Source organism: Nocardia acididurans (assembly GCF_016741815.1).
Lineage (GTDB): Bacteria > Actinomycetota > Actinomycetes > Mycobacteriales > Mycobacteriaceae > Nocardia > Nocardia acididurans.
The window spans coordinates 12,407-36,683 of record NZ_JAERRJ010000019.1; the positions used below are offsets into that span (position 1 = coordinate 12,407).

The 24,277-nt window shown below is 64.7% G+C and carries 22 protein-coding genes; 11 read left to right on the plus strand and 11 right to left on the minus strand.

Annotated features, from left to right (window positions below):
- Nucleotides 1–45: 45 nt before the first annotated feature.
- Genes JK358_RS35545 through JK358_RS35575 form a run of 7 tightly spaced genes read right to left on the minus strand, consistent with a single transcriptional unit; the run spans nucleotide 46 to nucleotide 4,697 of the window.
- The gene (locus JK358_RS35545; RefSeq protein WP_201957199.1) at nucleotides 46–1,350 is read right to left on the minus strand and encodes a hypothetical protein; all 1,305 of its coding nucleotides are present in this window, start codon (nucleotides 1,348–1,350) and stop codon (nucleotides 46–48) included.
- Nucleotides 1,351–1,355: 5 nt separating this feature from the next.
- Entirely contained in the window at nucleotides 1,356–2,303 is a 948-nt protein-coding gene (locus JK358_RS35550; protein ID WP_201957202.1) for a site-specific integrase, read from the minus strand.
- Entirely contained in the window at nucleotides 2,303–3,508 is a 1,206-nt protein-coding gene (locus tag JK358_RS35555; protein ID WP_201957218.1) for a tyrosine-type recombinase/integrase, read from the minus strand. The genes JK358_RS35550 and JK358_RS35555 overlap by 1 nt, the downstream gene beginning before the upstream one ends.
- A complete protein-coding gene (locus tag JK358_RS35560) occupies nucleotides 3,505–3,795 on the minus strand; it encodes a hypothetical protein (RefSeq protein WP_201957221.1) in 291 nt (96 codons plus the stop codon). Before JK358_RS35560 ends, JK358_RS35555 begins: the two co-directional genes overlap by 4 nt.
- A 38-nt stretch (nucleotides 3,796–3,833) precedes the next feature.
- Nucleotides 3,834–4,259 (minus strand): hypothetical protein, encoded by a 426-nt coding sequence (locus tag JK358_RS35565; RefSeq protein ID WP_201957224.1) that lies wholly within the window; start codon nucleotides 4,257–4,259, stop codon nucleotides 3,834–3,836.
- Complete coding sequence (locus JK358_RS35570) at nucleotides 4,249–4,563, minus strand: hypothetical protein (protein ID WP_201957227.1); 315 nt, start codon at nucleotides 4,561–4,563, stop codon at nucleotides 4,249–4,251. The genes JK358_RS35565 and JK358_RS35570 overlap by 11 nt, the downstream gene beginning before the upstream one ends.
- Nucleotides 4,560–4,697 carry a hypothetical protein gene (locus tag JK358_RS35575; protein ID WP_201957229.1) on the minus strand — a complete coding sequence of 46 codons (138 nt, stop codon included), beginning with the start codon at nucleotides 4,695–4,697 and terminating at the stop codon, nucleotides 4,560–4,562. The genes JK358_RS35570 and JK358_RS35575 overlap by 4 nt, the downstream gene beginning before the upstream one ends.
- A 3,623-nt stretch (nucleotides 4,698–8,320) precedes the next feature.
- Here JK358_RS35575 and JK358_RS35580 point away from each other — a divergent pair.
- A complete protein-coding gene (locus tag JK358_RS35580) occupies nucleotides 8,321–9,244 on the plus strand; it encodes a ParA family protein (RefSeq protein ID WP_307817895.1) in 924 nt (307 codons plus the stop codon).
- The gene (locus JK358_RS35585; protein ID WP_201957235.1) at nucleotides 9,245–9,925 is read left to right on the plus strand and encodes a hypothetical protein; all 681 of its coding nucleotides are present in this window, start codon (nucleotides 9,245–9,247) and stop codon (nucleotides 9,923–9,925) included.
- A 387-nt stretch (nucleotides 9,926–10,312) separates the two neighbouring features.
- On the opposite strand, the gene JK358_RS35595 is transcribed toward JK358_RS35585, so the two are convergent.
- The 4 genes from JK358_RS35595 to JK358_RS35610 all read right to left on the minus strand — a co-directional run bounded on the left by JK358_RS35595 (nucleotide 10,313) and on the right by JK358_RS35610 (nucleotide 13,826).
- Nucleotides 10,313–10,888: a hypothetical protein gene (locus JK358_RS35595; RefSeq protein WP_201957240.1), complete on the minus strand. Its 576-nt coding sequence runs from the start codon at nucleotides 10,886–10,888 to the stop codon at nucleotides 10,313–10,315.
- A gap of 38 nt (nucleotides 10,889–10,926) precedes the next feature.
- Nucleotides 10,927–11,481: a hypothetical protein gene (locus JK358_RS35600; protein ID WP_201957242.1), complete on the minus strand. Its 555-nt coding sequence runs from the start codon at nucleotides 11,479–11,481 to the stop codon at nucleotides 10,927–10,929.
- Between the two features lie 357 nt (nucleotides 11,482–11,838).
- Nucleotides 11,839–13,032 carry an aminotransferase class I/II-fold pyridoxal phosphate-dependent enzyme gene (locus tag JK358_RS35605; protein WP_201957251.1) on the minus strand — a complete coding sequence of 398 codons (1,194 nt, stop codon included), beginning with the start codon at nucleotides 13,030–13,032 and terminating at the stop codon, nucleotides 11,839–11,841.
- A 62-nt stretch (nucleotides 13,033–13,094) separates the two neighbouring features.
- Nucleotides 13,095–13,826 carry a MerR family transcriptional regulator gene (locus JK358_RS35610; RefSeq protein ID WP_201957253.1) on the minus strand — a complete coding sequence of 244 codons (732 nt, stop codon included), beginning with the start codon at nucleotides 13,824–13,826 and terminating at the stop codon, nucleotides 13,095–13,097.
- A 395-nt stretch (nucleotides 13,827–14,221) separates the two neighbouring features.
- Between JK358_RS35610 and JK358_RS35615 the strand changes: the two genes are divergently transcribed.
- The 9 genes from JK358_RS35615 (at nucleotide 14,222) to JK358_RS35655 (ending at nucleotide 24,271) form a co-directional block, all read left to right on the plus strand.
- Nucleotides 14,222–14,488 carry a hypothetical protein gene (locus JK358_RS35615; RefSeq protein ID WP_201957255.1) on the plus strand — a complete coding sequence of 89 codons (267 nt, stop codon included), beginning with the start codon at nucleotides 14,222–14,224 and terminating at the stop codon, nucleotides 14,486–14,488.
- A gap of 39 nt (nucleotides 14,489–14,527) precedes the next feature.
- Nucleotides 14,528–15,436 (plus strand): ROK family protein, encoded by a 909-nt coding sequence (locus JK358_RS35620; RefSeq protein WP_201957256.1) that lies wholly within the window; start codon nucleotides 14,528–14,530, stop codon nucleotides 15,434–15,436.
- A 107-nt stretch (nucleotides 15,437–15,543) separates the two neighbouring features.
- On the plus strand, nucleotides 15,544–16,674 hold the full coding sequence (locus JK358_RS35625) for a GAF domain-containing protein (RefSeq protein ID WP_201957258.1): 1,131 nt from the start codon (nucleotides 15,544–15,546) through the stop codon (nucleotides 16,672–16,674).
- Between the two features lie 66 nt (nucleotides 16,675–16,740).
- Nucleotides 16,741–17,739, plus strand: coding sequence for a conjugal transfer protein (locus tag JK358_RS35630; protein ID WP_201957261.1), 999 nt, complete (start codon nucleotides 16,741–16,743; stop codon nucleotides 17,737–17,739).
- A gap of 16 nt (nucleotides 17,740–17,755) precedes the next feature.
- Nucleotides 17,756–18,022: a hypothetical protein gene (locus JK358_RS35635; RefSeq protein WP_201957264.1), complete on the plus strand. Its 267-nt coding sequence runs from the start codon at nucleotides 17,756–17,758 to the stop codon at nucleotides 18,020–18,022.
- The gene (locus JK358_RS35640) at nucleotides 18,022–18,531 is read left to right on the plus strand and encodes a hypothetical protein (RefSeq protein ID WP_201957266.1); all 510 of its coding nucleotides are present in this window, start codon (nucleotides 18,022–18,024) and stop codon (nucleotides 18,529–18,531) included. Before JK358_RS35635 ends, JK358_RS35640 begins: the two co-directional genes overlap by 1 nt.
- Nucleotides 18,532–18,533: 2 nt before the next feature.
- Entirely contained in the window at nucleotides 18,534–21,047 is a 2,514-nt protein-coding gene (locus tag JK358_RS35645) for an ATP-binding protein (protein WP_307817896.1), read from the plus strand.
- A complete protein-coding gene (locus JK358_RS35650; protein WP_201957269.1) occupies nucleotides 21,044–23,440 on the plus strand; it encodes a hypothetical protein in 2,397 nt (798 codons plus the stop codon). The genes JK358_RS35645 and JK358_RS35650 overlap by 4 nt, the downstream gene beginning before the upstream one ends.
- 6 nt (nucleotides 23,441–23,446) lie before the next feature.
- A complete protein-coding gene (locus JK358_RS35655) occupies nucleotides 23,447–24,271 on the plus strand; it encodes a hypothetical protein (protein ID WP_201957274.1) in 825 nt (274 codons plus the stop codon).
- Nucleotides 24,272–24,277 lie beyond the last annotated feature (6 nt).

Sequence of the window (24,277 nt, forward strand, 5' to 3'; positions counted from 1 at the left end):
GTGCCGCCGAGACGGTATCGACGGCACGGGAACCGAGACGCCCACTCAGGAGCCGGGGTGCAGACGCCGTAGCAGGACGCCGTCGCGTGTGTGCTCGTGCAGGAACCGTGCCAGCGCGGCGAGTTCGCTGCCGGGTGGTGGTGTCGGTGTGCTGGTGGCCGTGATCAGCCGTGGTCGGCGGGGTGTGGGCGCGGGTCCGCGTCGGCGGCGGGGTCTGCCGATCGCGGCGGCGAACAGCTTGTCGGCTTCGGAGTCGATGGCATGGATGCCGGTCTCGAGTGGCGGCGTGAGCCGCTGCTCGTCCCATTCGTCGGTGTGTTCCGGCTCGGTGAGCTGATCGAGTGGGTTCGCGCGGGTGACGGCCGCACGGTGAGCGGCCAAGGCGGCGACCGCGTAGGCGCGGGCGACCCTCTCCGCACGGGTGCTCAGGTGTCGGGCATGGGCGTCGGCGATTTCGGCGCGTTGCCGGGCGGTGTCGCGCCACAGCTGGTGACGGGCGGCGGCTTGTGCGGCCACGTCCGCCGGCAGCAGCGGATCCGGATCGCCTGGGGCGGTTTCGGCTTCCTCCTGCGCGGTCCGGCGGTCGGTGTCGGCTTGTTTCCAGGCTTCGCACAACGCCTGGTAGTACCGCCGGTGCTGGGTGAGGATGTCGTCCGCGCGCGCCGGCCAAGGGTCGGCGGCCGCGCCGTCGGGATGCGGGGCGCGGATATCGGGGTGAGCGGTGACGTGCGCGGCGTAATGCTCGCGGTAGAAGTCACGGCCGCGGTCGGTGATCACATAGTCCGCTCCGGCGTGGGCGGCCAGCGGCGGCACATGCTTGTCGATCAGTACGAATTCGATCGTCTTGGAGTATCCCCATCGCAGGGCTTCGCCGCGCTGGTCAGCGGCCCACAACTGGGCCAGCACTTCCCAGGAGCGAGCACTGAGCACGGCTTTGGGCGCGGGAACCGCGCGCAGGGTGGTGCCGGCGCGGGCGGCGGCGCGGCCCTCGCGCGTGAGGGCGACGGTGTGCATCCGCCCGAAGGTGGTGGCGCGCTGGTCTCGGGTGATCAGTCCCCGGTCAGCCAGGGCCGCCATGGTCGCACCGTTCCCTTGGTTGTCCCATCCATGGAAGGACAACCGCATCTGTAATTCCGTCCAGCCGAACAGCTTTCGGTCGGAAGGATCGTGAGCGAAGTCGATGCGCCGCCAGATCGCGGCAGGGGTGGCGTCCCAGTCGCCTTGCGCCGCCTGGCGTTTCCGGCTGGCCTCTCTTTCGGCTTCGATACTGTAGACCGCAGCGAGCGTCCCCTGCTGGCGGTCGTTGAGAGCCTTCCAGGCAGCGAGGGCCTTGGGCGTGCGTGCGGCCATGGTGGTTACCAGTCCTGGGGAAAGCTGACGCTGTCGGCGATGGCCTCCATGCGGGCGAGCAGGACGTCGAGTTCGTCGCCGACATCCTTCATCCGCCGCCGCGCCGCGATTCCGCGTTCGTGCCAGCCGGTGTCGAGGTCGTCCTCTTCGCCAGGAGGTGGTGGCGCGAGCAGGTGCGTGAGCGCGATGTCGGCGACGGTCTCCGCCGACAGCGGGTCGAGCTCGTCGACGTACCCGTACGCCATGCCGCGCCCGTCGAAATCGCACAGCAGCGGCTGGCGTGCGTAGGCGGCGGGAAACGGGCGCGGCACAGAAGATTCCGGCTGCGGCTCGTCGACGGCGAAGTCTGCGGCCGCGGTGAGCAGGCGTTCGAGGTGGATATGTCCGGTCGCGGCCGGAGCGTGGGTGAGCACGGCTGCCCAACGCGCGAACACGCGCACAGGACAGCCCGCAGTGCCGGTCGCGTCCAACTTCAGCAGCGGCTGCGCACCGATGGTGACCGCGTCGGCGGTGAGGGTGACATCGGCCTGGCGCAGGCCCGCGATCTGGGGATAGGACAGCCCGCTGGTGGCCAGCAGCAGGATGACCGCGTCGCGTCTGCCGGTCAGCGCGTCCGGCCAGCCGGTTACCGGCAGACGGGCGATGATCGCGTCGGCCCTCCCCCGCTGGTGCTGAAGTCGTTGCGCGCGGGCGGGATTGAGTGCCCGCCGCACCGCTTCGGCCTCGCCCGGCAGCGGCAGCTTCTTACGCCGGTGCGCGGCGTTCAGCGCGGTGACACGCCCGCGCTGCGTCTTCTCGGTGCCAGGGTGTTCACGCAAGTAGGCGAGCACGGTCTCGTCCGAGGCGGGCAGATACGGCCGCTCGGCGGCCGCCGCCCAGCACACGAAATGCCGCCATTCGCGACCATGCTCGCCCACGAGGCCCGGAATCCGGTACACCACAACAGATTCCACTAGAGACCAGTCTCAAGTTCGGCACTGCGCTGGTTGCGGCGGCGGTCGTAGCGCAGGGCGGAGGCGGGGTTGCGGTGCCCGGTGATCGCCATGACCTGCTCGACGGTGGCACCCCGGTCGAACAGTTCGGTGGCGACGCCGGCGCGTAGCGAGTGCCCTTTGAGGCCGTCGCGGTCCGCGGCCCTGCCGCGGGAGGTGATGATCGAGCGGAACGAGCGTACCGACAGCGGCCGGTCGGGGGCATGCGGGAAGCCGCCGTTGGACAGCGGGCGGAACAGGCTCGCGCGCGATCGGGCCCGTGCGAGCCAATCGCCCTGGCAGCAGTGTTCGCGGACGTCCCGGGTGTCGGTGAGTATCAGCCGCTGCACCGCGATCGAGACCGCGGCGGTGACGGCCTCGGCGTCGTGGCCACGAGCTCCGGCGGCCGCGTCGTCGGCGACCGCGAGCACCGCGATCCAGCGCGCCAGCGCGCACCACGTACAGGTGCGGCCGTCGCGGGAGCCCCGGGGGCGGTGCATGTAGACGGTGTCGGTCTGGTGGGTCTTTCCCCCGCGTAACCGCATGCGCAGCAACGGTTTTCCCTCGGGGTTGTCCTGAACCACAGTGAGGTCGCCGATTTGGAGGCGGACGAGTTCGTCGCCGCGGCGTCCGAAGTCGTAGCCGAGCAGGATCAGCGCGATATCGCGGCGGGCCGAGACCTGCTGACGCAGTGTGTGTGCGTCGGCGCGGGCGGTTTCGACCATGGCCTCGATGTGGTCGAGCGTCGCGGCGGGTGCCTGGGTGAGGGTCTCCCCTTTCTTGACGATCGCCTTGCGCAGGCCCTCGCGGACCTTCCTGGACTTCGCGTTGTCGGTGGGGTCGGGCAGACCGGCCATGTCGTGCTGCCACGCGATCGCCGCGCGTAACACCTCCAGGGACGACTTTCCTGCGGGCGAGACAGGGTCCTCGACGGCGGTGACCAGGAACCGGTCGACCACCTTGCTGCTCGCGGGAAGCGCTGTGGCGCCGTGGGTTTGGCACCAGTCGGTGAAGCGATTCCATGCCCACAGGTAGGTGCGTACCGTATTGTCGGCGTCGGCCGCTTCGGCGTAGGCGGCCACTCGAGCGTCGAGCTCGTCGTCGTCGGGTTCGACTACCTCCTGCACCACCCGCAGGGCGGCCGGCCAATGGGTGCGCTTGCGCCCCGCCCGCGCCGGGTGGCTCATCGGCCCGTCTCCGGGTCGAGGGGATCGTCGCCGCCGTGGAACTGCTCGGGACGGGCGAGGTCCTTCGCCATCTCGACGGCGACCGGATCGCCGGCGGCGGCCCGTTCGCTGGTCATCCGGTAGGCCCGCTGCCGGGCCGCGGTCATCTGACGGTGGCATTCGGCCGGGTCGGCACAGGTGCGGGTGTAGAGCTCGGCGACGAAGCACCAGGCTCCCGCGACGGCCGGAGGTGCTCCGTAGCCGTCGCAGTACCAGTCACCCGGGTGTGTGGGCTTGTCGTGCGGCATCGACCTGCCTTTCCGCATGGGTTGCGTTGGCTCCGGGCTCACCGGTCGTGGTCCTCGTCGTCGGGGTCCCGGCCGGTGAGGGTGTCGAGTTCGGCCCGCCGGGCCGTGGTGGCCTGCTCGTCCGCGTCGAGCAGCTCGTCCAGGCGCTGGCTGTGGGCGGTGAACAGGGCCAGATGCTCGCTGATCGCGCCGTCGAGCACCCGCAGGTAGGTGGTGAGGGCGGCGTCCTCGGCGTACTGGGCGGCCGCGAGCTCGGCGGGGTCGGTGCCGCGCTCGGCCGCGGCGAGCCGTGCCCGGGCGGCGTCGAGTTCGGCGCGCACGGCCGCGGTGCGGGCGAGCAGGTCGGCTTCGTGGGCGTCGGCCACCACGTTCTCGGCCTCGTTGATCGCCTCGAGTCGCCAGTAGGCGGCCCGCGCGGCGTCGGTGGCGGCGCTCAGCGGATGCGGTGGTGGTTCATCGGCCATCGCGGGTGTCCTCCGCCCCGTCGGGGCCGGTCAGCGCCTGGAATTCGGCGTCGGTGAGCGGGCGGGGGGTACCGGTCAGCAGTTCCCGCACGAATCCCCCATTGGCGGCCGTCGGATCCCGCTCGAGGGCGGCGTGCAGGCACACCCGGTCCTGGACCGCGAGCCAGGCCGCGGCCTCCAGCGACAAATCCAGCACCTGTTCACGGTCCAGGCGCAGGTGCACCGTGCCGGGGCTCCAGGTGATATTGAGGACACCCATGTCGGGCCCGTCGAGGCGGCGGGGCGTGGCGCCGGTGCCGGTCATGCGGACTCCCCCGCCGTGGTGGCGCGCAGCGCGCGGACGGCCGCCCCGGGATCGGGCGGCGCGAGCACCCCGGTGGGCCGCCTGTCGGGATCGATCCCCCGGGCGGTCGGGTCGCGGTGGGTCGGGTCGGCCACGGTGTTCTCCCCTGATTCCCCGGACCCGGCTGTCACAGTGACGGTTCTCGCCCGGACGGCGTGCTGATGTGGTGCAGCGTAGCGGCGGCCGCCGACATCCGGTCGCGGTCACCAGCGGAATCCTATCCCGAAAAGCGGTTCCCACGTGGGATTCGAGGCAATTGCCTTCCGTTAATACGCCTTAGCGGAAGGCAACCTGAAGGAAGTTGAGGAACTGGGTTGCGTCAATCTGAGTTGACCTCAGCGGGTCCGACTACGGGCTTCTCGTCCGCCACGGCTCACACACTTGCAACCGCGACCTTTGGGCAATAATAAGGCTTGACCTGCATCTTTATCCGGATCCAGCGTGCAGGAAGCTTCAGGTTGCGGTGGTTGGTGCCAGCCTGCGGCGCACTGACCGACACGGGAGAAAGCGATCCTGCACCCGGGTTCCCCAGCGCAGGGAAGGAGGTCGATCACCGCAATCCCGAACCTCCCGTCACCGTCGGCAACAGCTCCCCGTCGGCGGGCAGTCGCGACGATCGACCAGCAAGAGACTCATGGGCATCGTTATCGACTTCACCGGAGTGACACCCGAAGAACTGGAGCAGGCCTTCGACGATCCCGCAGCTGCGGGTCGTGGCGAGAGGGCACGGGCGCGCGCATGGACGGGGCTTCCACAGGACGCCGACCGAGATCGCTGGCTCAGCTTCGTCGGGTTGGGCATCATTTCGGTCCTGGATCCCCTCCCCCGTCGCCAGGTTCGGGCTCAGAACTCCGATCCCGAACCCCGACCCGGCAGGTCGACTGCATTCGCACTGGTCAAAGCGTATGACCCAGTCCATTGCCACGCAGACGGGATTTTGCGGCGAAATCGAACCCGGGGCTAGGGATTGGGCGATCGTGGGCCAGGAGGCGAAATGGGGCCCATTCTGGCGTTTCCCACCTCTTTCGCTGGTGCAATTCAGTCATTTCGGGCCGGGTTCGGTCCGATCGCAGCTCATTTCAGCAATCGGATAGCGAATCCGATTGGTTGCGGCGGATCGCGATCGTCGGCGTCCGACAGAATCCTCCTCAGGGCCGAGTTCTTGCCCCTCGACGAACCGACATTCCCAAACCTGTCGCACCCACTCTCGACCACACGCACCGCAGAACTGCGCCGCAGTCGTCCGGACACACGGGGCACCAAACGCGACGCGATCAATCAAGTGAGCGAGAACAAGAGCAACCTCATTCGGGACCCCGGCCGTGGTTCCCCTGGCTCACCATGCCCCCGAGGTCGCCGCTCTCACATCTCGCCGCTAGCCCGCACAGTCCACGACAGTCCCTGCCACTTGGTCAGCAGGAGCGATTACGAAGCCAGACCTCCGCAGTCGGTGTGTTCGAAACTCAGCGCCGGCAAAGATGACAAGCCCTGAAACAGCACACGACTGGCACTGGGGCATCACACAACGACAGGTCCCGACCGGCAGCGGCCGTGCGATCGATCCCGCCGGGCAACGGGCGGCACTGACAGAGCTCTATCGAGTGGCACGCGACACTCGCGGGCCCGTTCTTTACCAGCGCGGCCCACGGCAGGCCGAGAGTCTCGTGGCCGGACAACTACTTCTCGCAGCGCATTCGGCTATCCGTGATTCGCACACCCCACCGACACCTCAAGACTCGGACGATCAAGGCAATCGCCCTACGGGAGTGCGAAAGAACCGCAGCTAGGAACCAGCCGTCGACTACCGAATCCACGTGCCCTCTTCCAGACCGCACATCCACCATCTGCGCCCATCCGAACTCTGATGGCAGCCACGGAGCGTGGCGTCTCCACAACCCATCGGCGACCTCCCCTACACCACGATTTGCACTGCCTCGGCGGATCGCATGTGATGTCTCGTCTAGTCAATGACGACATCCGATGCGCGCGTGCAGATCTGGCGCGCCCGCAACACCTTGAGTCGATAACCGCCACCCAGCTGCGCCGGCAAGACCATTCCTTCCGAGGAGGATCAGGGCCCGGACCCGAATGGTTTCGTAACCGACCGGAACCACAATCTGAATCCATATTCACGGGCTGGACGACCCCACGCGGGAGTGGTACTGAGCATCGGCCGACGATGGCCGGGGCACGCTCAATACCCAGCAGAGTCTTGTCGCCTACCTCACTACGGGACCGTTAGAATCAGCCCTGCGAACACCGCTCAATCTCTACCAAAGCATCGATTCCCAAGGAGGGTTGTGGAACCTAGATCACCTGGTCGAGGCGCTCAAATCGCCCTCTTGGCAGCTTCTCGCTCACTCCGCAAGCCTGCTCCGCTTCACCCAATGAACGGACCAGAAACCGCGTTTGAACTGGGACGATACTGCTTTGAAGCAAGTCTCGCCATTAGTCGAGCCGTGCGATACTCCACAGATAACGTCTTACGCACGACAACGTATGGGACTGATGATGCGACAAAGTGTACGACGTTACGCACGACACTACAAGCAGCAAGATGGACGCCCTGGGAGGTGAGGCGTGGGACGCCTGTGCAAATGACACCGGGCAGGAACCGGCATGTTGTGCGTCACAGTAGCCCTCACTTGAGCGTTCCTGCGACCGATTTCAAACCACCTCCCATGTCTACAAGAACGACTGCGCATCAGCCCCATTACGCAACCTTCCGACAAGTGCAATCAACTGCAATGAATGCTGCAATGTTCAATGCTTGCGTTCGGAAGTGTGGGACGACTCTACTTTTGGTCGTTAGGCTTGCAGCACAGAGCCGCTCTTGCTCGACACCTGCGATGCTCCACCTTCGAATCGAACACAGGGGGTCACACGAACCCTCTGGCGAGACATCGTCACCCATCTACGGACCGCCCAAACGCTACGCACTAACGGCTGCAACTTCTTCGACACCAGCCAATCCAATCCAAATCGCAGTGCAGTTTCCCCGAAACACAGTCGGTCACATCACCGCTTCTCATGTCGACAGACACACGCCTTCCCTGGCCGACTACATGTCCGCGGCGTGGACCGCACTTACCGTCATCATTCCCCCCCAGCGCCACATCGTGGGTGGTACGCCTCCGATGACCGTCCTCACGTACTCGATTGCTAGCCGAAGCACGACTGTGCATCCGCTAGTACGCACGAAACGCTCGCATACAGTTTCAACGCCATCCCGCATGCACAGTTTTGCGCTCGGCCGCGAGACCTACCAACCGGACACTTTGACGACAGCGACGAGGTCGCTCCGTAGGAGCGCATCACGGCTGCTGCAAAATGTCCTTCGAGTAACCGACCACGAGATCAGGCATCAGCACCGCTGCAGCGGCTTTTCGTCTATCACCGACGAGATCGTGGAGAGGACTGTCCGACACGGCGTTTCGAAAGTCATAGACACGAGACGTGCACCTGTTCAATCTCAGCTACTCGGTACGCTGTAGCAACCGACACTGCCAACGTGCTTTGGTACCTCCGCTTTCACTGCGAGTCATCTCCACGCAGGGCACGCCGCACCAAGCACCACTCCAATGAGCCGTCCGAGGAACTGTTGCGGCATCGTGTGATTGGATCTCCTCCGGGCATGTCGGGAGGGAGGCATTCGTGGCGCGACACACCCCTCGTTGGTGGTTGTTGCGACGGTGATGGCTCGGGTACTGTCCCCGGCGTGACAAGTACGCGTTTGCTGCCCGGTCTCCGAGCCGTGAGACGAACCATTCTGGTTGCCAACCAGAAAGGGGGAGTGGGCAAGTCGTCGATCGTCGCGGCGATCGCTGTGGCGGTCGCGCGACGCGGCAAGCGAGTGCTTGTGGTCGACGCGGATCAGCAGGGCAACTGCACCATCCGAGACCTGGGGGTCAAGAATTCCGACGAAGGCCGGTCCCTGGCCATGACTCTGCAGTACGGGTCAGCGCTCGAGCCTGTTTACGACGTCCGGGAGGGGCTCGACGTCGTCTGCGGCGGAAAGCTTCTCGCGATGGCCGGCACTGTCGTGGCCAATGCCGAGCAGCACGGCATCGACCCTCGCCAGAATCTGCTCAATGCACTCGAAGCGCTCATAGACAGCGGAAGCTACGACCTGGTGCTGATCGACTCGGGCCCGGGCGACCGCGGCGTTCTGGATCTGCTTTTGCAAGTAGTCAGTTGGCTGATCGTTCCGACAAAGGAAGACGACGGCAGCATAGACGGTGCCGAACTGCTGGCACGTCGCTATCTGTGGGCCCGCAAGAATGGCGCACTGGTCGAGCTCATGGGCATGATCCTGTTCGACTGCAATCCGCGTGCGATCCGCCGTAACGAGGACACTCTCGGCAAGATCATGGATCTGCTGGAGGGCACCGGGATCGAGCCGTTCAAGAACTTCATCCGGCAGGACAAGGCCACTGCGCTCGACGCGCGAGCCTTCCACCTCACCCCGGAGGAGTTGATCGCCTACACCCCGCCACGCCCTGGAGAAGGCGGCGAATCCGACGAGACACCGGCAAAGAAGTGGTCACGAGATCCAGAGCCGCTGGCCACCGACTACTCGAAACTGACCAAAGAGGTACTGGTTCGCCTGGCTGCGGGCGAACGCGCGAAGGAGGCGGTGTAAATGAGCAGGCGAGGCGCCTTCAAGGACGACGACCTCGGGGACATCGACGATCTGTTGCCCCCTTCGCCGCCGCCGGTCACGACCACCCCGCCGATCCAGGCGGTCCCGCCCACTGCGGCAGTCACCGACGCACAGGCACCTGTTGCACCCGCGCCCAAGCCCGCCCGTAGGGCGGCCGCCAAAGCAGCGGCGCCGAACACGGAGGCACCCAAGCGATCTCGCCAACCTGCACGTTCGCAGCGCGCCAATCCGATCCACGAGGCCCACGTCGCCGCTGTCGTCGCCGAAGCACTTCGGCAACTGACCCACAGCGAGAAGTCGCATCGTGGGCGTGGACGCAGCTACGGTGAGGTTGTTCTCGATGCGATCGAGGAGTTCGAAACCGAACTGCGAGAACATTTCTCGCGCGAGGCCACCGCGAAGCCCAAGGGGCGATTGTTCCAACGCGTCGACCACACGCGCCCGCGCCGCCGTCGCCACACCGAGCCGCCGGTCAAGATCCCCCTTGCCGGCATTATCGCAACCGACATCGAGTCCCTGGACCTGCTCGCCGAAGAATGGCACACCGGTAGCCGCAGTGCGTTGGTGGACCAAGCGCTCAAGTTCTACCTCGCCGACGAAATCGCAAGCCTCAGTAACGATGCCGACCGCATCGACGACGGTGAGGAAAGCGCCGACTGATCGATGGCAGAGGTTGACCGCCTTGCCCTCCTCTTCGTGAAAGCCATCAGCCGGGGGAGGGCAGGCCAGTCAATCACCGAACGCCTCGAAACTGCCGGACAAGCTCCAACCCACAGGTCCGTCACTGTGACGGAACGAAGCGCAGAGGGATAGGGTCGCCGTTCAGAGGGTCGGTCACCGCAATGACCTGTCCATCATGCTCTCCGGCAGGGGCGCACCACCCTCGCTGCTCGACTCCCTCAGGCAGGCTCGGGTGAACTCGCCGCTTCCGTACGCGCTCGATAAATACGGACCACTCCGAAGTGGTGAAGACCAACGGTGCCCCGTTGGGAGCACCGGAGTGTCGCATCACTGTCAGACGGCAGAAACATCCCCAACAGGCACCACTCAACGTCGGGGGCGACAGCTTCGATGTCGCTGCTGCCACAGTCGATGCGGCATCAGCAACGGAATGCAATCTGATTCGAAGATCAGCTCGGCGAGGTCGATCGACCAATAGGGGAGTGCCGAATCCGTCTCGTGCCCAGCGTTATTCGTCCAGCAGGCACGCAGGTTCTGTGGAGCACGCCTGAAGGTCCATTCGACACGGTCTCCCCGGGAATCGTCGGCCACGACTGCCACGGAGTCGATGGTGGGCCGATACGCCGCCCGTAACGCATAGGCAGTTGTGGCGCACTGCTCGCGCCGACACGAAGTCAGAGCCGCCCAGGCGATGTCGACCAGCCAGTCCGGCTCATGCCGATGGATATTTCGTACGTGGTCATCAAGATAACTTTCGGGGTAGAGAAGTGCCGGCACACGCGCACGTCGGTCAAGACCGAACCTGTAGCACAGTGATTGGCCGTGTTCGGTCGCGGCGGCGAGTTCGACCTCGCTGCCGGAAACGGCAACCAGCGACGAGAACGAGTAGGAGCGCACCTCACCCCCGCTCAGATCCCTTGTGCGCATATGCTTCTCGACCACCGACCGGGATCTGCCCCACTCGGTGACGTGCGCAGTGCTCAGCCGAGCACTCCGTCGTAGCAGTTGGCCGAAGAACGCCACGTGGCCGACGGAATCGGATCGAGCCCGAAATCCCAATGTTTGATCGACTTCGAGTACTTCCACATTGCCGAACCCGCGCTATCGGTGACGACTTCGTAGACATGATCGGTGCCTTCGATGAGCTGGCTACCGACGCAATAGTCGTGATAGGAGGTTCCTGGCTGTTGCGCGCCCCGGCTGAAGCGCCCCAAGGGACTACCGGTCGCGCCCGGGTTCGGTACGGTGCTCGCCTGTCCAGTCCGGCCCTCGTTCGACCATTCACCGCGCCCGCGATGATCCGTCGTGCATCGGAAGGTCCATCCGCCAGCATGAACCGTTCTGTCTTCGTCGTGCGATACTCCCGCCCACAGACAGGCACTCAGGGACTGTGCCCGCGCGGGGGCGGCGTCGAGCTGAATCGCTCCCGATGCGAAGGACAACAGCATCATCCCCAGGAGCACCGCCCGTTTTCGACCGCGGCGCGGACGGCGCGAGGAGCTGAGGTCAGGGATTCGATGCGTGAGAGCGAACATCGAGAACTCCATCGGTGGGCCCGAGCGGGGCGAAGGGCAGTACCCGATCAACGTACCGTTGAACAGCGGCGTATTGTTCCCACGTGCGAGAAGGGAGGGTGCGAAAGAGATGGGGCGCACAGCGACTTTGGCACCGCACAACAGCAAAAGCGACCAGAACTCCCATCCCGGAAGAATGCATTGTCTTACTGGTCGTATCCGGCGCGACGGGTCGTGCACGGGGAGGAATCCCGGGCATCGCACCCTCGAGACCACGATCATTGATCTGGGGTCGCGCTGACCGCGGACGGCAAGCGACATGGGGCGAAACGGGTGGTGAGCGCCCCACTCCGCAGCACCCTAACCGGCGGATGCCGGTCACACCAGGTGATGGCCTGGAACCTCGAACCGGCGCGCCTCGGCGTCGGCGGCCAAGACTTCGCACAGCTCATCGATCATCGCGGTCGTCACATGGCCTACGGTGACGATGTGGGCCCGTGCGCCTTCGGTCGCCAAATGGAAACGGCGACACACCCATTCGGAGGGACGGTCGAACACGACCACGACCGACAACGGGTTCAGCAGTGGGTTCATCCCGATCTCGTGGAATCGGTCCGCAGCATACTGCGCCAGATCGAGAGCACGCCAGGCGTTGCGGGCCAGACCTGCGGTTCCCTTGCGTGCCAACGCGTACCACACCAGCACGCTTGCCAGTCCGTTACGTGAGCAGCTCAGGGTCGCGTCGGTGGCGTTGACGTACTCCCCTTGGATCTGGGCCTGTGCCAGGTCCCATCGGCACAACGCCACTGCGCATGGAACAGGCATTCCCAGCGCCTTGTGCATGCTCACGGCCACACTGCCCACCGCGGGATTCGCGAAACCCCATCGGTCACGTTCCTGAGTGAACGGAGCGATCAGACCGCCCAGTGCGGCGTCGAGGTGCACGTACACCTCGCCCGCCGGGGCCGCGGCTTCGGCGATCGCGTCCACGTCGTCGGTCGCGCCCGTCATCGTAGTGCCGACCGTTGCGAGGACCACCGCGCCGCGTCCGTGATCACGTCGGCACACCCGATGGAGCTGCTCGATGTCCATACGGCCGTACTCGTCGGCGTCGAGTACAACCAGCTCTCGCCGCATCAGACGGGCGCTCTTGCGGATCGAGTAGTGCGCCGCCCGACTGCAGTAGATCGCCGCCTCCGGCAGCATGGTGCATCCCCGATCGAGCCCGAACTGGTTGGCTTCGCTGCCGCCGCCGGCGAGATAGCCGTAGGTTTGAACCGGGTCGGCATTGGCGAGCTCGGCCATGTACTCCACCACCGCGAGTTCCATGTGTTTGGCGCCGACGGCCGACTTGTCGTTGCTGGTCGGATCGCCCACGTTGTTCACGAGGATGTCGAGTAGTCCGGCGACGTGGCTGTAGCTGAAGTTCAGGTTCGCGGGAAACCCCAGCACCACGGGAGCTTCGGCGCGCATCCCTGCCACGAAGGCGTCGACGTGTGCCAGCAAGTCTTCTTCTGGTGCGGGAAACCTGTCGATCCGAAGCCAGGGATCGTGGGGAATCGACCTATACATGCGCACCGCCTGAAAATGCTGACTCGGCTCGCGATGAACGAACCCTCAACGAGGCGGTGACACTAGCAACTTCTCGGCTCATCCCGTCGGCGAGGACTTACCGGCAGTGGGAGGTCAGGAGGCCTCACGACCCCCGATTCGGACGACAGTGCCTCGCAGTAGCGCTCGATCGCCCGCTCGATCAGCTCCGATGCCGCTCGCGCCACCACGAGCCGGGCGGTGGCCAAGTCGGTCTCAAGACGCACGTGCTCGGAGGCCGAGCGCGGTGGCCGCCCTAAATCGAGTCCGATCAGCCCTCGCAACAGCGTGTTCGCGTGTTGTTCGGTCAGTCGGGCGCAGTCGGCTGCCAGTTGCTGGAGCAGGCGCTGCGCGTCGGCGGGGTCGACCCCGGCCGCGGTCAGCCGCCCCGACAGTTCCACGCACCACGGTGCGAGCGTCCACGCCGATGGCACCGGTGGTGCGGCTCGGTCGGTCATCACTGGTGGGACCTCGATGGTTAGGGCTGGAACGGGCGGTACTTGTTCAGCGCCATTGACTCCCAGGACCTCACCCAGGCCATCCCCGCGATCCCAGGCGTCGAGCAGTTCACGAATTCCGTTGAGCCGCATGCCTCGTCCGAGCAGCCGCCCGATGGTCTGCAATCGATCCAGATGATTGGGGTTGTAGTAGCCGATCCGGCCCCGGACCTCGGGCGATGGCAGCAGTCCTCGCTCGTGGTAGACGCGGATGCTGCGTACTGTGGTCTCCGCGGCACGGGCCAGATCGTCGATGGTGTACTCCGACTCTCCCGCCATACCTCCTACAGTAACCCGATTTGAACCCACGTCCAGCGGTTCATGATGCAATGACCCGTTGAATAACGGCACAAAGTATTGAAGTACGTTCGGCGATGGGATACCGTCCGAGTACCAGCTAGTCGGCTGGGGTTTCCGGGGACTGTTGAGCAGCCCTGACGAAGGCTCAAACATGGGCGCGCCATCGCGGTGCGCGCCCAGGTACCCCGGAGATGGCAATGAACACACGGAGTCGGTGGTTGGATGCGGGCGCACCAGAGACGGTAGAGGTTCCGTCCACGCCCCGCCGCGAAGTACGGCGCCCACCCTGCGCTGATCAACCCGATACCTGGGATCTGGATACCGGATCGCCCGACGTCTGGCGCCTGGCAGTCCGAATATGCCTGGAATGCCCGTTGCTGCAGGGCTGCCAGGATCTCGTCGAAACACTCGCCGCCCGCGGCGACGGCCCGCGGGCCATGATCTGGGCCGGGGTCGGCTACGACAACTCCGGCAAGGCAATCGACAATCTTGATCGCTACCGAGGCGCACCCAGCGAAACGCGCCGCCCGTTGCGCATCATCCGCACCGGGGGCGACCCCGTCCACGCCGAGAGCGCGCTGCGCGCGCCCGCTCGCCGCATCATCCTCGGACGACAGATCCCCGGCATCGAGGCCTGCTGAACACACGAAACCCACCACATCCGCGACGAATGAGGATTGATGACGATCCTGGCACTCGAAATCGGTCCCACCCGATTCGCCGCCGGCCGTATCAGTGAAACCGCAGGCGCACAGGACACCCGCGAGATACCCACACCCGCGCACTCCGCCTGGGACCACTGCCGCGACCTGCTACTCGAGGTAGCCGGCACCGACCGAGTGCTGGCAGTCGGCATCGCCGCCTCCGGACCGATCGACATGACCGCCGGCGTGATCGCCTCGAACGCCATCCCCGAATGGCGCGCCGGGTTCGCCATCGAGAAGGCGGTCAAGGAACTGTTCCCCCACGCGGTCGTGCTGCTCACCCTCGACGGTGTCTGCCTGGCCATGGCCGAACGCCAATTCGGCGCCGCCCGCGACGTGCCCGACTCGGTGACGATCAATGTCACGTCACGGATCACCGGTGGCATCACCATCGGCGGGCTGGCCCTGGTCGGACGGACCGGCAACGCCGGCAACATCGGCCACGTCCTCGTGCCCGGGTTCGACGATGTCTGCGAATGCGGCGGACACGGATGCCTCGAAGCCGTCGCGGGCGGCACCGCCATGCTGCGCTGGGCACGCGCACGCGGATGGTCGGGAAACGACGGGAAGGCACTCATCACCTCCGGCTACATCGGGGAGGAAACCGCCGTCAGCACCCTCGAACGCGCGGGCACCGCGCTCGGGCGGGCGATCGCCTCGGTCGCCGCGCTGCTCGACGTCGACCTGGTCATCGTCGGCGGAAATATGGCCGGCGCGGGCCCAGCTCTGTGGATTCCCATGCGCCGGGCGGTCTCCGACCACGCACGCCTGGGCTATCTGCCCGGCCTGCGCGTCGTCGGTTCGGATCTGGGCGACAACGCGATTCTCATCGGCGCGGGCCTGCTGGCCCTGGCCACCCAGCAACGAGCCCGCCCCAACTTCTGAGATCACCTTGAATGAACCGTTATGCAACGGTACATTAACAAAAGGCTCGCTTCTTTCGGTAGTCGAGGAGAGCCGTCCAGGCTTCAGGCGACGAGAGAAGCACCCTAGTGATCCCATGGCTGACTCTGGAGACACTGGCCCCCGACATTGTCTCGGTGGCGTCGGTGGGCGACACCCCCCGCAACTTCGCCAGCTGGCAACGTGTCCTGCAACGGTTGCTGTCGAAATCACCCGCGTGCTACGACAGTCTCACCACCCGCGACCTGGCGGACACCGTCCGCACAGCCAGACAACGCGGCGCCGGCACCGACCTGACGGTGCCCACCAACTCCGGACGCTACCGCCTGCTCACCCGGCCTGTGTTCGGGCCCCGCGGCGATGTGCACGCCGTCCGCCTCTGGCTCGGACCCGCCAACATCTCGGTCCCCACACCGCGACCCGCGGTCGGGGTCATCTGGAACCTCGACACCCAGACCGTCCTGCAACCCGATACCATCACGCAGCTGTGCGGCGCGGGCGCCGAAACCTACCTGCCCACCGTGTCCATCGCCGAACTGTTCCAACGAATCTCGGTGTTCGACCAGCACGCCGAGCTGCTGGACCTGCTCTACGACCCCGACAACGGCGGCAAACTGCAGTTCGAGGCCGGCACACTCGACCGACGCGGCCGCACAGGCCGGTGGCGTATCTCCGTGCGCACCCGGGTCGACGACAAAGGCCGCGGCGCGTGGTGGTTGATCGAAGACGTCACCACCTCCACCAGCACTCCCGCCGCCCGCACACCGGTCGACAGCGTGGGGCTTCGTGAAGCTCACCGTCGCGCTGGCACCCATCTGGCCTTGATCCAGCTCGAACGCACCAGCATCGCCCACTGGCTCACCGACCCCGCACCGTGGATGCGCTGGGACTGCCTCTACCATCCCGTCGACGTCTTCCACCCTCACGACCGCGCCCAGCTGAGCGCGGTCTGCCACCAACTGCGCCTCACCGACAGCGCGAGCCTGTCGATCCGCACTCTCACCTACCGCGGCGACTACACACCGACACAGATGGTTCTCTACCCCCACCCGGGCTTCCCGCACCATCACCTGGCCCTGGCTCAACTAGCCTGCGCACCAAGCGAATCCAGGACGGCCACCACTGTGCTACCGCCCGGCCTCGACGCGTTCGCCGAACGACAGCAGGTCGGATACGAAGCCCAACTCCGAGAGATCCTGGCCCGCGACTGCGCGAGCTGACGACTCTCCCACCGGTGGGAATAGTTGCCAACCCCGCCTGATCGGTCGCTCCCTAGCATTTCGAGAATGCGCACAGCGAATCACCAGATTCACGAAACCGGCAGCGAACTACTGCGCCGGATGAAGGTGCGCCGCCGACGCGACACCCTGCTCATGATCACACTCGCGGTCCTGGCCACCCTGGGCGGAGGCCACGCCATCCTCGAAGTCTTCGACACCGAGCCGGAACCGGTCATCTACGAACCGCCCGACATCACCACCGGCCAAGCCCAACTCGTCGGCGCCTTCGCCCAGCAATTCGTGCTCACCTACCTCAGCACACCTGCCAGCCAACGAGACAAGCTCAACGACTTTCTGCCGCAGGACCAGCAGCTGCAATTGCCAGCGGCCGGGTTGCAGGTCAGCGATCCGCTGGTCATGTACTCCGCCCGCACCATCACCACCGCCGAACTCGACATCTGGGCGGTCACCGTCTCGGTCCGCACCAACCGGACAACCACCGCCAACGATTCCCGCGTCTACTACCGAGTGGGCGTCGCCGCGGCACGCGGGCGGCTGCGCGCGTTGGCCCTGCCCGCTGTCGTCAACCCACCCGGTGTGGGCCGAGACCTCGAGTTCGCCTACACCACCGAGTGCACCGGTGAAACCCCACTCGCCCAGGTTGTTTCAGGGTTTCTCACCGCATTCCTCACCGGCTCGGGTGATATCGCCCGCTACATCAGCATCGATGCCAGCATCAACGTGCTCACCGCACCGCCGTTCCACAGCGCCGAACTCGCCCGTCTGCGCAGCACCGACTCCTCCTGTGGGAACGACTCGGCATCCGCGCAGGTCCTGGCCACCGTCACACCCAAGTCCTCCGGCACCGACACCGCAGCGTCGCTGGCCTTTCCCTTGACGGTGCACCGAAACGGTGGGCAATGGCAGGTCGTCTCGATCGACCCCACCCCGGCACTGGCCAACCCGCTGACCGTGCTCGCCGGACCCGGCCTCGGCACACAAGCCGCCAGCCCCAGCACCACGACCTCGAGCACGGCGCCCATACCGCCCGCCACCCAGAACTGAGTGATCGGAGAAGACCATGAGTTCCAGCCTGACCGATATCCTCTACCGCGCTACGTCGATGACCCGTGTGGCAGCTCTGATCTGCCTAGGTGCGGTCGCGACGTGGCTCATCATCGCCGACGGCGCCAAGGACAAGCTCTCACCAGGAAAAGTTCTGGGAATCGCTGCATCAGCGGTCCTGGCAGCCATCCTGATCTGGACTCTTCCCACTCTGATCAACTACGCCCGCGTCGACTCCGAGCGGATTGTCCCCGCCCATCCCGTCGGCGGATACAACCGCTGATGGCCGAGGTCATCAAAGTATTCACGCCGATCAAACGAGTACCCGTGATGGTCGGCAAAGCCCAGAACGGCCAGAAGCTGCCCTTCGGGCCGTACACGCTACCTCAGATCGGCGCCGGCACGGTCCTGCTGCTGCTGTCGTGCCTGGGAGCGCTGAACCTCCCGGCCAATCCAGCGGTCACCTTCCTGGGCGGTCTGGCGATCACTGTAACCACCGTGCTCGGGTTGGGGCTGATCCCCTACACTGGAGTCCGTCTCACCTCCCGCATCTTGTGGCTTGCGCGACTGCTGATCAACCACAAACCAGTAGCAGCCTCAGGGATCCCGGTCACTGCGGAATCCGCACGCACCACCGTAATTATCGAGGAATCGGTCGTTCTGGTGCTGCCCGCGCCCACCCCCGCGAAGACACTGACGGCATCACCCCTGCCCGCGACGGCCGCTCCGAACGACAGGCTGACATTCCGAGCCATCCCACCGGCCGATCATCTCCGCGCGGAAGGCAGTTGATCGTGTTCGGCACCGATCTGCAACCCACCACCGCTATCCGCGGCAACCTCCAGTTCACTCGTTCGGGACTGGTCACCGCCACCTACTTCATGCAACCCCTGAGCTATGGATTCCGATCCGCCTCCGACAAGTTCGAGGTGAAGTCGGCCCACCACGCACTGGTCAACAACCTTCCGGTCGGTTCGCTACTTCTCGGAATCCAGTCCAGACTCGACACCCTCGACACCCTCGGCAAGATGGTAGAAGGTATCGACCTCAGCACGTGTGCCGACTACGCCGACGAAGTGGTCGCCGCCTACGGTCGCATTCGCGCTATCGAGTCCCGCACCAGGCTGTTCCTGCTCACAATCCCGGTCGGCTCCACGAACACCGGACTGAACACGATGACTCGCACTCTTCGTGGATCCACCACGTTCGACGCGACCACGCTCACCCGAGCCGATCTCGACAAGTACGACAACACCGCCTCCGAAGTGCTCTCGCGTATCGGCGGCGAGTTCGATCCGGTCCCGGTCCCTGCGGCATTCTTTCAATGGCTGTGGGAGCACTACCTCTCTCGCGGTGCCGGCAACGACCCGAGCGCGCCGACTCGTCCCGGCGCACTCGACGACGCGACCGCCGCCGTCTTCAGATCCGCAGTCCTCGACGAAGGCGCCCGCACCGACAGCACCCGACGCCTGCGGCCTTCCTTCGCACCTGTCCTGAAAGTCGTTCAAGAAGATCCCGAGGCCCCGCCCTCCTACCAAACCTTGCTCACTCCTCGCTCTTTTCCCTACGCGGGCATGCATTTTCCCGGCGGAAGCGAGTTCCTCAGCGTTCTCGAAGGCCTCGAGGACGTCACCGTGGACTGGGCCATCCGGATCACCACCACTCCCGCCGACACGGTCCTCAAGAACAACGAACTGAGCCTGCGCCGACTCGGCGAGCAAATGGATCAGCGTGACCAGGAAATCTCCTTCGCTCAGAGCTCCCTCATGTCCAAGGCACACATGCTCGGCGAGTACAACCAGCACTTCGAAGTCCACCCCGGCGAGTCCGAGGTCTCGTTCACCACCGTGCTCGCCATCGGAAGCCCCACCCGCGACATCACGCTCGATGCCGTCAACACACTCAAACGCCGCTACAAGCGCTACCAGATCGAAATGACCGCCCCCGTCGGTGCTCAAACCGACCTGTGGTCCCTACTGATTCCCGGCAGCACTCACCGACGGGCATACGACGACTTCGCCCACATCATCCCCTCCGATATGTGGGCGGGATTCGTCCCCTTCACCACCCATCAGATCGGTGACGACAGCGGACCGGTCATCGGCGTGAACCTCATGTCAGGGCACTTCGAACCCATCCATTTCGGCATCATGGAAGCGGCCCTGCACGACCTCTCGGCGTCGTTCGCCGTCACAGGTGAACTCGGCTCGGGCAAGTCCTTCTTCCTCAAACTCATCGCGGCACTGGTCCACGACATGGGTGGGCAGTTTCTCGCTATCGACCGCAGCCACGTAGGGGAGTGGGCCCACTTCGCCACCGCAATCGACGATGCCATCGTCATCGACCTCACCGAACCCACCATCTCCCTCGATCCCCTGCGTATGTTCGACAGCGCTGTCGCCGGAGAACACACCATGGACTCCCTACTGCCCCTGCTCGACGTCTCCGCTACCTCCGGAATCGGAACCGCCGCTTCAACGCTTCTGACCCCCCGCGGACTGAACGAACACCACATCAAATGTCTGCTCGATCTCGTCCTCGTGGCTCGCACACTCGCGACCGACTCCGATACCGCCGATGACTACCGTGAGCTCGCACAGCGTCTGAGCTCTCTGATCGACCGAGTTCCTGTGCTGTTCGACCGGACGCTCCCGCCGTTGCGCTTGGACGCTGCCGCCACCGTCGTGCGCACCCATCGCCTCGCGCTACCCACCGCCGAAGAGCTCACAACACCCCACCTATATCAACGACTTCCCCTGACCAAGAGACTGGGTACCGCCCTCTACGAACTCGTCGGTGTCGCCGCACGAACCGCGTTTCTTTCCGACAACGGCCGCTTCGGGCTGCTCGTCGGCGACGAAGCCCATCACTTCACCCAGACCCACGTCGGTGCTGCCGTCACTTCAGACTTCAGCCGCGACGGTCGCAAGCACCTCGCTGCCATCGCGCTGGCATCGCACGATCCCGCCTCCGACTTCCAAGGCGCTGCCCACAATCTGATACCCACTCGGTTCGTCTTCCGCCAACGGGATGAGGTTCTGGCCCGAAATAGTCTCGAATGGCTCGGCGTGGATCTCAATTCCACTCCGTACCTGCTGCAGATCCTGCGCGAAGAGACCTCGCCACCCACCGGCACCGGCAGGCAAGTACTCGAAGCACGCCGCGGTGAGATGTTCATGCGGGACGCACTCAACCGAATCGGACGAGGCAAGGTCCTCGGTCCCGCTCGCATCGACCGTGCCCGTGCCATCAGCAGCACACCCACAACAAACCTTGCCGGACGCTCGAGCAGTGGAGCATTCCCATGACCGGTCGAGTGCGCGTCCGTCATCGACCACGAAACCCCGCCGACCGGTACACATCAAGGCGCCGACTCATCCGGCGCGCCCTGACCTGGGCGTTCGCCATCTTCGTGCTGCCTGCCCTCGTCGGATCCGTCGCGACCGCCCGTGCTCAGCCCACCGACGAGGTCCTGCATTCGAATCCTCCCATCACACTGCTGGGGTTGGGGGACCTCACCGACTCGCGCGGTATCAGAGTCAGTGAATACGCGCTGACGCTCAAGGACGGCGGCTTACTCCATCCCCGTAGCACCATTATCGCGTCATACATCAGTCTCGAATGGGCAGGACTGATGGTAATAGGAAGTATCCCGATCTGGATCATGGTGATCATTATCAGCCTCGTATGGCTGCGCCCGTTCAGCGACGCCATGATTGCCGTCGGACAGCAGTTCTCCGACCGGTTCGACAATGTCGAAGTATTGATGTTCACCGCAACCGGAGGATCGGTCATCGTCGCATATTATCTCGTCCGAGGAAAATGGTCCAAAGCCGCGTTGAAAATCCTCATCATGATCTTCATCGCGATTGTGGGACCATTCTTTCTGGCCAATCCTCTAGCCAAGACCTTCGCCCCCGACGGATTGTTCGCGCAAGGGCGCGATGTCGGCATGGTGGCGGCAGCGGGCCTCGCCGGCGAGGAGAACACCGACCCTAGGACACTGTATCGCAGAGTAGGCCAACGTTTGGTCGATTCGACGCTACGGGACCCCACGCAATACCTGGATACGCTGAAGGTACCCAACGAAGCCTGCCAGGATGACTGGGACCGCTCCATGCGAAATAACAACCCAGATACGTTCCGAAATGCACTGCGACACTGCGATCCCAAAGCCTACGCGATCATCGACCGCGGCCCGGACCTCGACCAACTCGTCGCCGGACTGATCTTCCTGATATTCGCGCCTATTCCGGGCGTGATGATGTGCTATCTGGGATACAGATTTGTCTATACCGTCGCAGCAGGCGCATACCACGGCATCATGCTTGCCATCGGTTTGGCCGGCGGCGGACTGGTGAACGAGAACATGATCATCCGATACGGCAGCGCGGCCGCCCTGGACCCTGTGCGGATTGCGTGCAACATCATTTTCCTCGGGGGCTACGCGGCCCTGTACGGGGACTTCATGAGCCAGGCGCGTGGCAGCGGGGTCACCAACGTGGTAACCAATATCGCACTCGCCGGAATCGTCCACATCATCGCGTTCGTCCTGCTACGTCGACTCAACCAAAGCCTCGACAGAACCGACCACTGGGTGGCCGACCGATTGGCCACGACAATGCAGGGCAGCCCAGCCGTGGGCGGAACGCCACAACTAGGTATGGCCGATGCCCGTGCCGCAGGCAACGCCGGACATCACCTTGCATGGCTCACGGCAGCGATGAACCTCGCGCAGGGCGCCGTCCTTCTCGCCCATTCACCAGTCGGCCAGCAATTCTTCAGAAGACGAAATGCCCTGAATCGACTCTCTCACCTCGAGAACGCCGCGAGTGAAGCGAGCTGGACACAGCAAGCGATGCAGGGCGAACGGAATCTGATCGAAGCCAATCTCGGTTTCGCGGGCGATCGCGCACAAACCAACAACGCAGCAGCACGGTCACTCCATCAACCCGATCTCGCCAACCCTGTCGCACGCGTGGGTGGGGCGCTGAGTCCTCACACCCTGGGCGGCCCCGGTGGGATCAACACGCCAGCCGGCGTAACCGCAGCGATCCACAGTGCCTACACACTCGCAGGCGCCGATTCTACGAAAGCATTGAGCTACCTGACTGCTGCAGGATTCGACAACGAAGCGCTCAATCGCGCAGGACATGAAGCACGAATATTTGTCGAGTCTACCGGGGACCAGCGGCTCCCGGAACGCTTGAGATTCGCAGTAAACGGCACACGGGGTTTCGAACTTCATCGAAATGATGCGACGCTCCTCGAAATGGGTTTCAGCCTGAAGGACTATCGAGATTCGCTATCCGAAGCACCTATACTCACGCCCGCCCAAGAAATCGTGTTCAATGACTACATGAAGAATCCCTTGGCGGAGAATATGGCGAGCCTCATCGACTCAACCAAGATGCCGAAGCACCACAATCGGCCGGGAACTGCGATAGTTCCGAGATCAGGAAACACGCTGTATCATATAAATCCCACTGATGCCAACAATGTCGTCGCCGCCATCGGCGTCCGTCATGCCGACGATGCGCTCAAAGCTTACAACGAGCTACTCAACGCTGGCCCGGTGGGCTTCTATTCTCCGGTCGTCGATCAACGATTGGACGAGGTCAGAAGACATGTGGCCAAAGCCATGAGGTCCGAAATGTGGGCTGCCGGCACTGCTCCCTCCACCTCAACACCAGCATGGTGAGGCACCGTGAAGCGCGAGTTGAAAGCGTTGTTGTATGTCGCGATCGTTCTCATACTGCTCGTCGTCGGCACCTTGGTTGTCATCCTCGCCATGGTCGCGTCGATTACCACGTCGAGTGCACAACAACTCCAGTGCCAATGCGATGCCGCTATCGGACCGGATCGATCCATCCCGGCAACGCCTGGCTCGTGTGCCCCGCAAACAACGGCCACCCCGCAATCCCACACGTCGGCGCCCGCAAGAATCGTCTGGACAGACCTGGAAGTGGACCCCCCCGATCGGCACGTCTCGCCACGGCTTCACGCATGTCTGAACGCCCTCCAAGAGGCACCTCCGCAACTGCCGCCGCTACAGACCGTCGCCACCGGACCCGCCATCTCCTGCGTCGGGGAACTCATCCACCGGATCCGCGAGCCGTCACCCCGACCTGCTCCTCAATGGAACGCCCTCGCAAATCTCAACCGCGAGCTCGTCTTTCGCGCCGCGGAGCGACTCACCACCGGAGTATGTACCCTCGAGCCGACGTCCGTGATCCACGGCACCGGTACCTGCAAAGGATCGTCGGTGACCGACCCGCTCCCGGTCCGGGGAAAGCTGGTACTTCCCGCGACCCTCGACCGCCAAGCACGCTGCGGACAACGAGTCGACCGCTCCGCGATATCCGCAGGAGATCTCGTGTACTGGCGCTATGTCAACCACGGGGCCACACGAACGGGAATCGCGGCCGGGCCCAGCAGCCTCCTGACACTCGATCAGCATGGACGATTCAGTATCCAGCCGATTCCGGACGCCGACGATCTGATGATCAAGCGCGTACTGCCCACCGGATAACCGGGA

Excerpts from the sequence above, each read along its gene's own strand:
- JK358_RS35635 (WP_201957264.1), top strand. The coding sequence starts at position 17,756 with ATGAGTTCCAGCCTGACCGATATCCTCTACCGCGCTACGTCGATGACC.
- JK358_RS35605 (WP_201957251.1), bottom strand. The coding sequence starts at position 13,032 with ATGTATAGGTCGATTCCCCACGATCCCTGGCTTCGGATCGACAGGTTT.
- JK358_RS35565 (WP_201957224.1), bottom strand. The coding sequence starts at position 4,259 with ATGGCCGATGAACCACCACCGCATCCGCTGAGCGCCGCCACCGACGCC.
- JK358_RS35630 (WP_201957261.1), top strand. The coding sequence starts at position 16,741 with ATGCGCACAGCGAATCACCAGATTCACGAAACCGGCAGCGAACTACTG.
- JK358_RS35640 (WP_201957266.1), top strand. The coding sequence starts at position 18,022 with ATGGCCGAGGTCATCAAAGTATTCACGCCGATCAAACGAGTACCCGTG.
- JK358_RS35600 (WP_201957242.1), bottom strand. The coding sequence starts at position 11,481 with ATGTTCGCTCTCACGCATCGAATCCCTGACCTCAGCTCCTCGCGCCGT.
- JK358_RS35570 (WP_201957227.1), bottom strand. The coding sequence starts at position 4,563 with ATGACCGGCACCGGCGCCACGCCCCGCCGCCTCGACGGGCCCGACATG.
- JK358_RS35610 (WP_201957253.1), bottom strand. The coding sequence starts at position 13,826 with ATGGCGGGAGAGTCGGAGTACACCATCGACGATCTGGCCCGTGCCGCG.
- JK358_RS35545 (WP_201957199.1), bottom strand. The coding sequence starts at position 1,350 with ATGGCCGCACGCACGCCCAAGGCCCTCGCTGCCTGGAAGGCTCTCAAC.
- JK358_RS35555 (WP_201957218.1), bottom strand. The coding sequence starts at position 3,508 with ATGAGCCACCCGGCGCGGGCGGGGCGCAAGCGCACCCATTGGCCGGCC.
- JK358_RS35620 (WP_201957256.1), top strand. The coding sequence starts at position 14,528 with ATGACGATCCTGGCACTCGAAATCGGTCCCACCCGATTCGCCGCCGGC.
- JK358_RS35650 (WP_201957269.1), top strand. The coding sequence starts at position 21,044 with ATGACCGGTCGAGTGCGCGTCCGTCATCGACCACGAAACCCCGCCGAC.
- JK358_RS35560 (WP_201957221.1), bottom strand. The coding sequence starts at position 3,795 with ATGCCGCACGACAAGCCCACACACCCGGGTGACTGGTACTGCGACGGC.
- JK358_RS35585 (WP_201957235.1), top strand. The coding sequence starts at position 9,245 with ATGAGCAGGCGAGGCGCCTTCAAGGACGACGACCTCGGGGACATCGAC.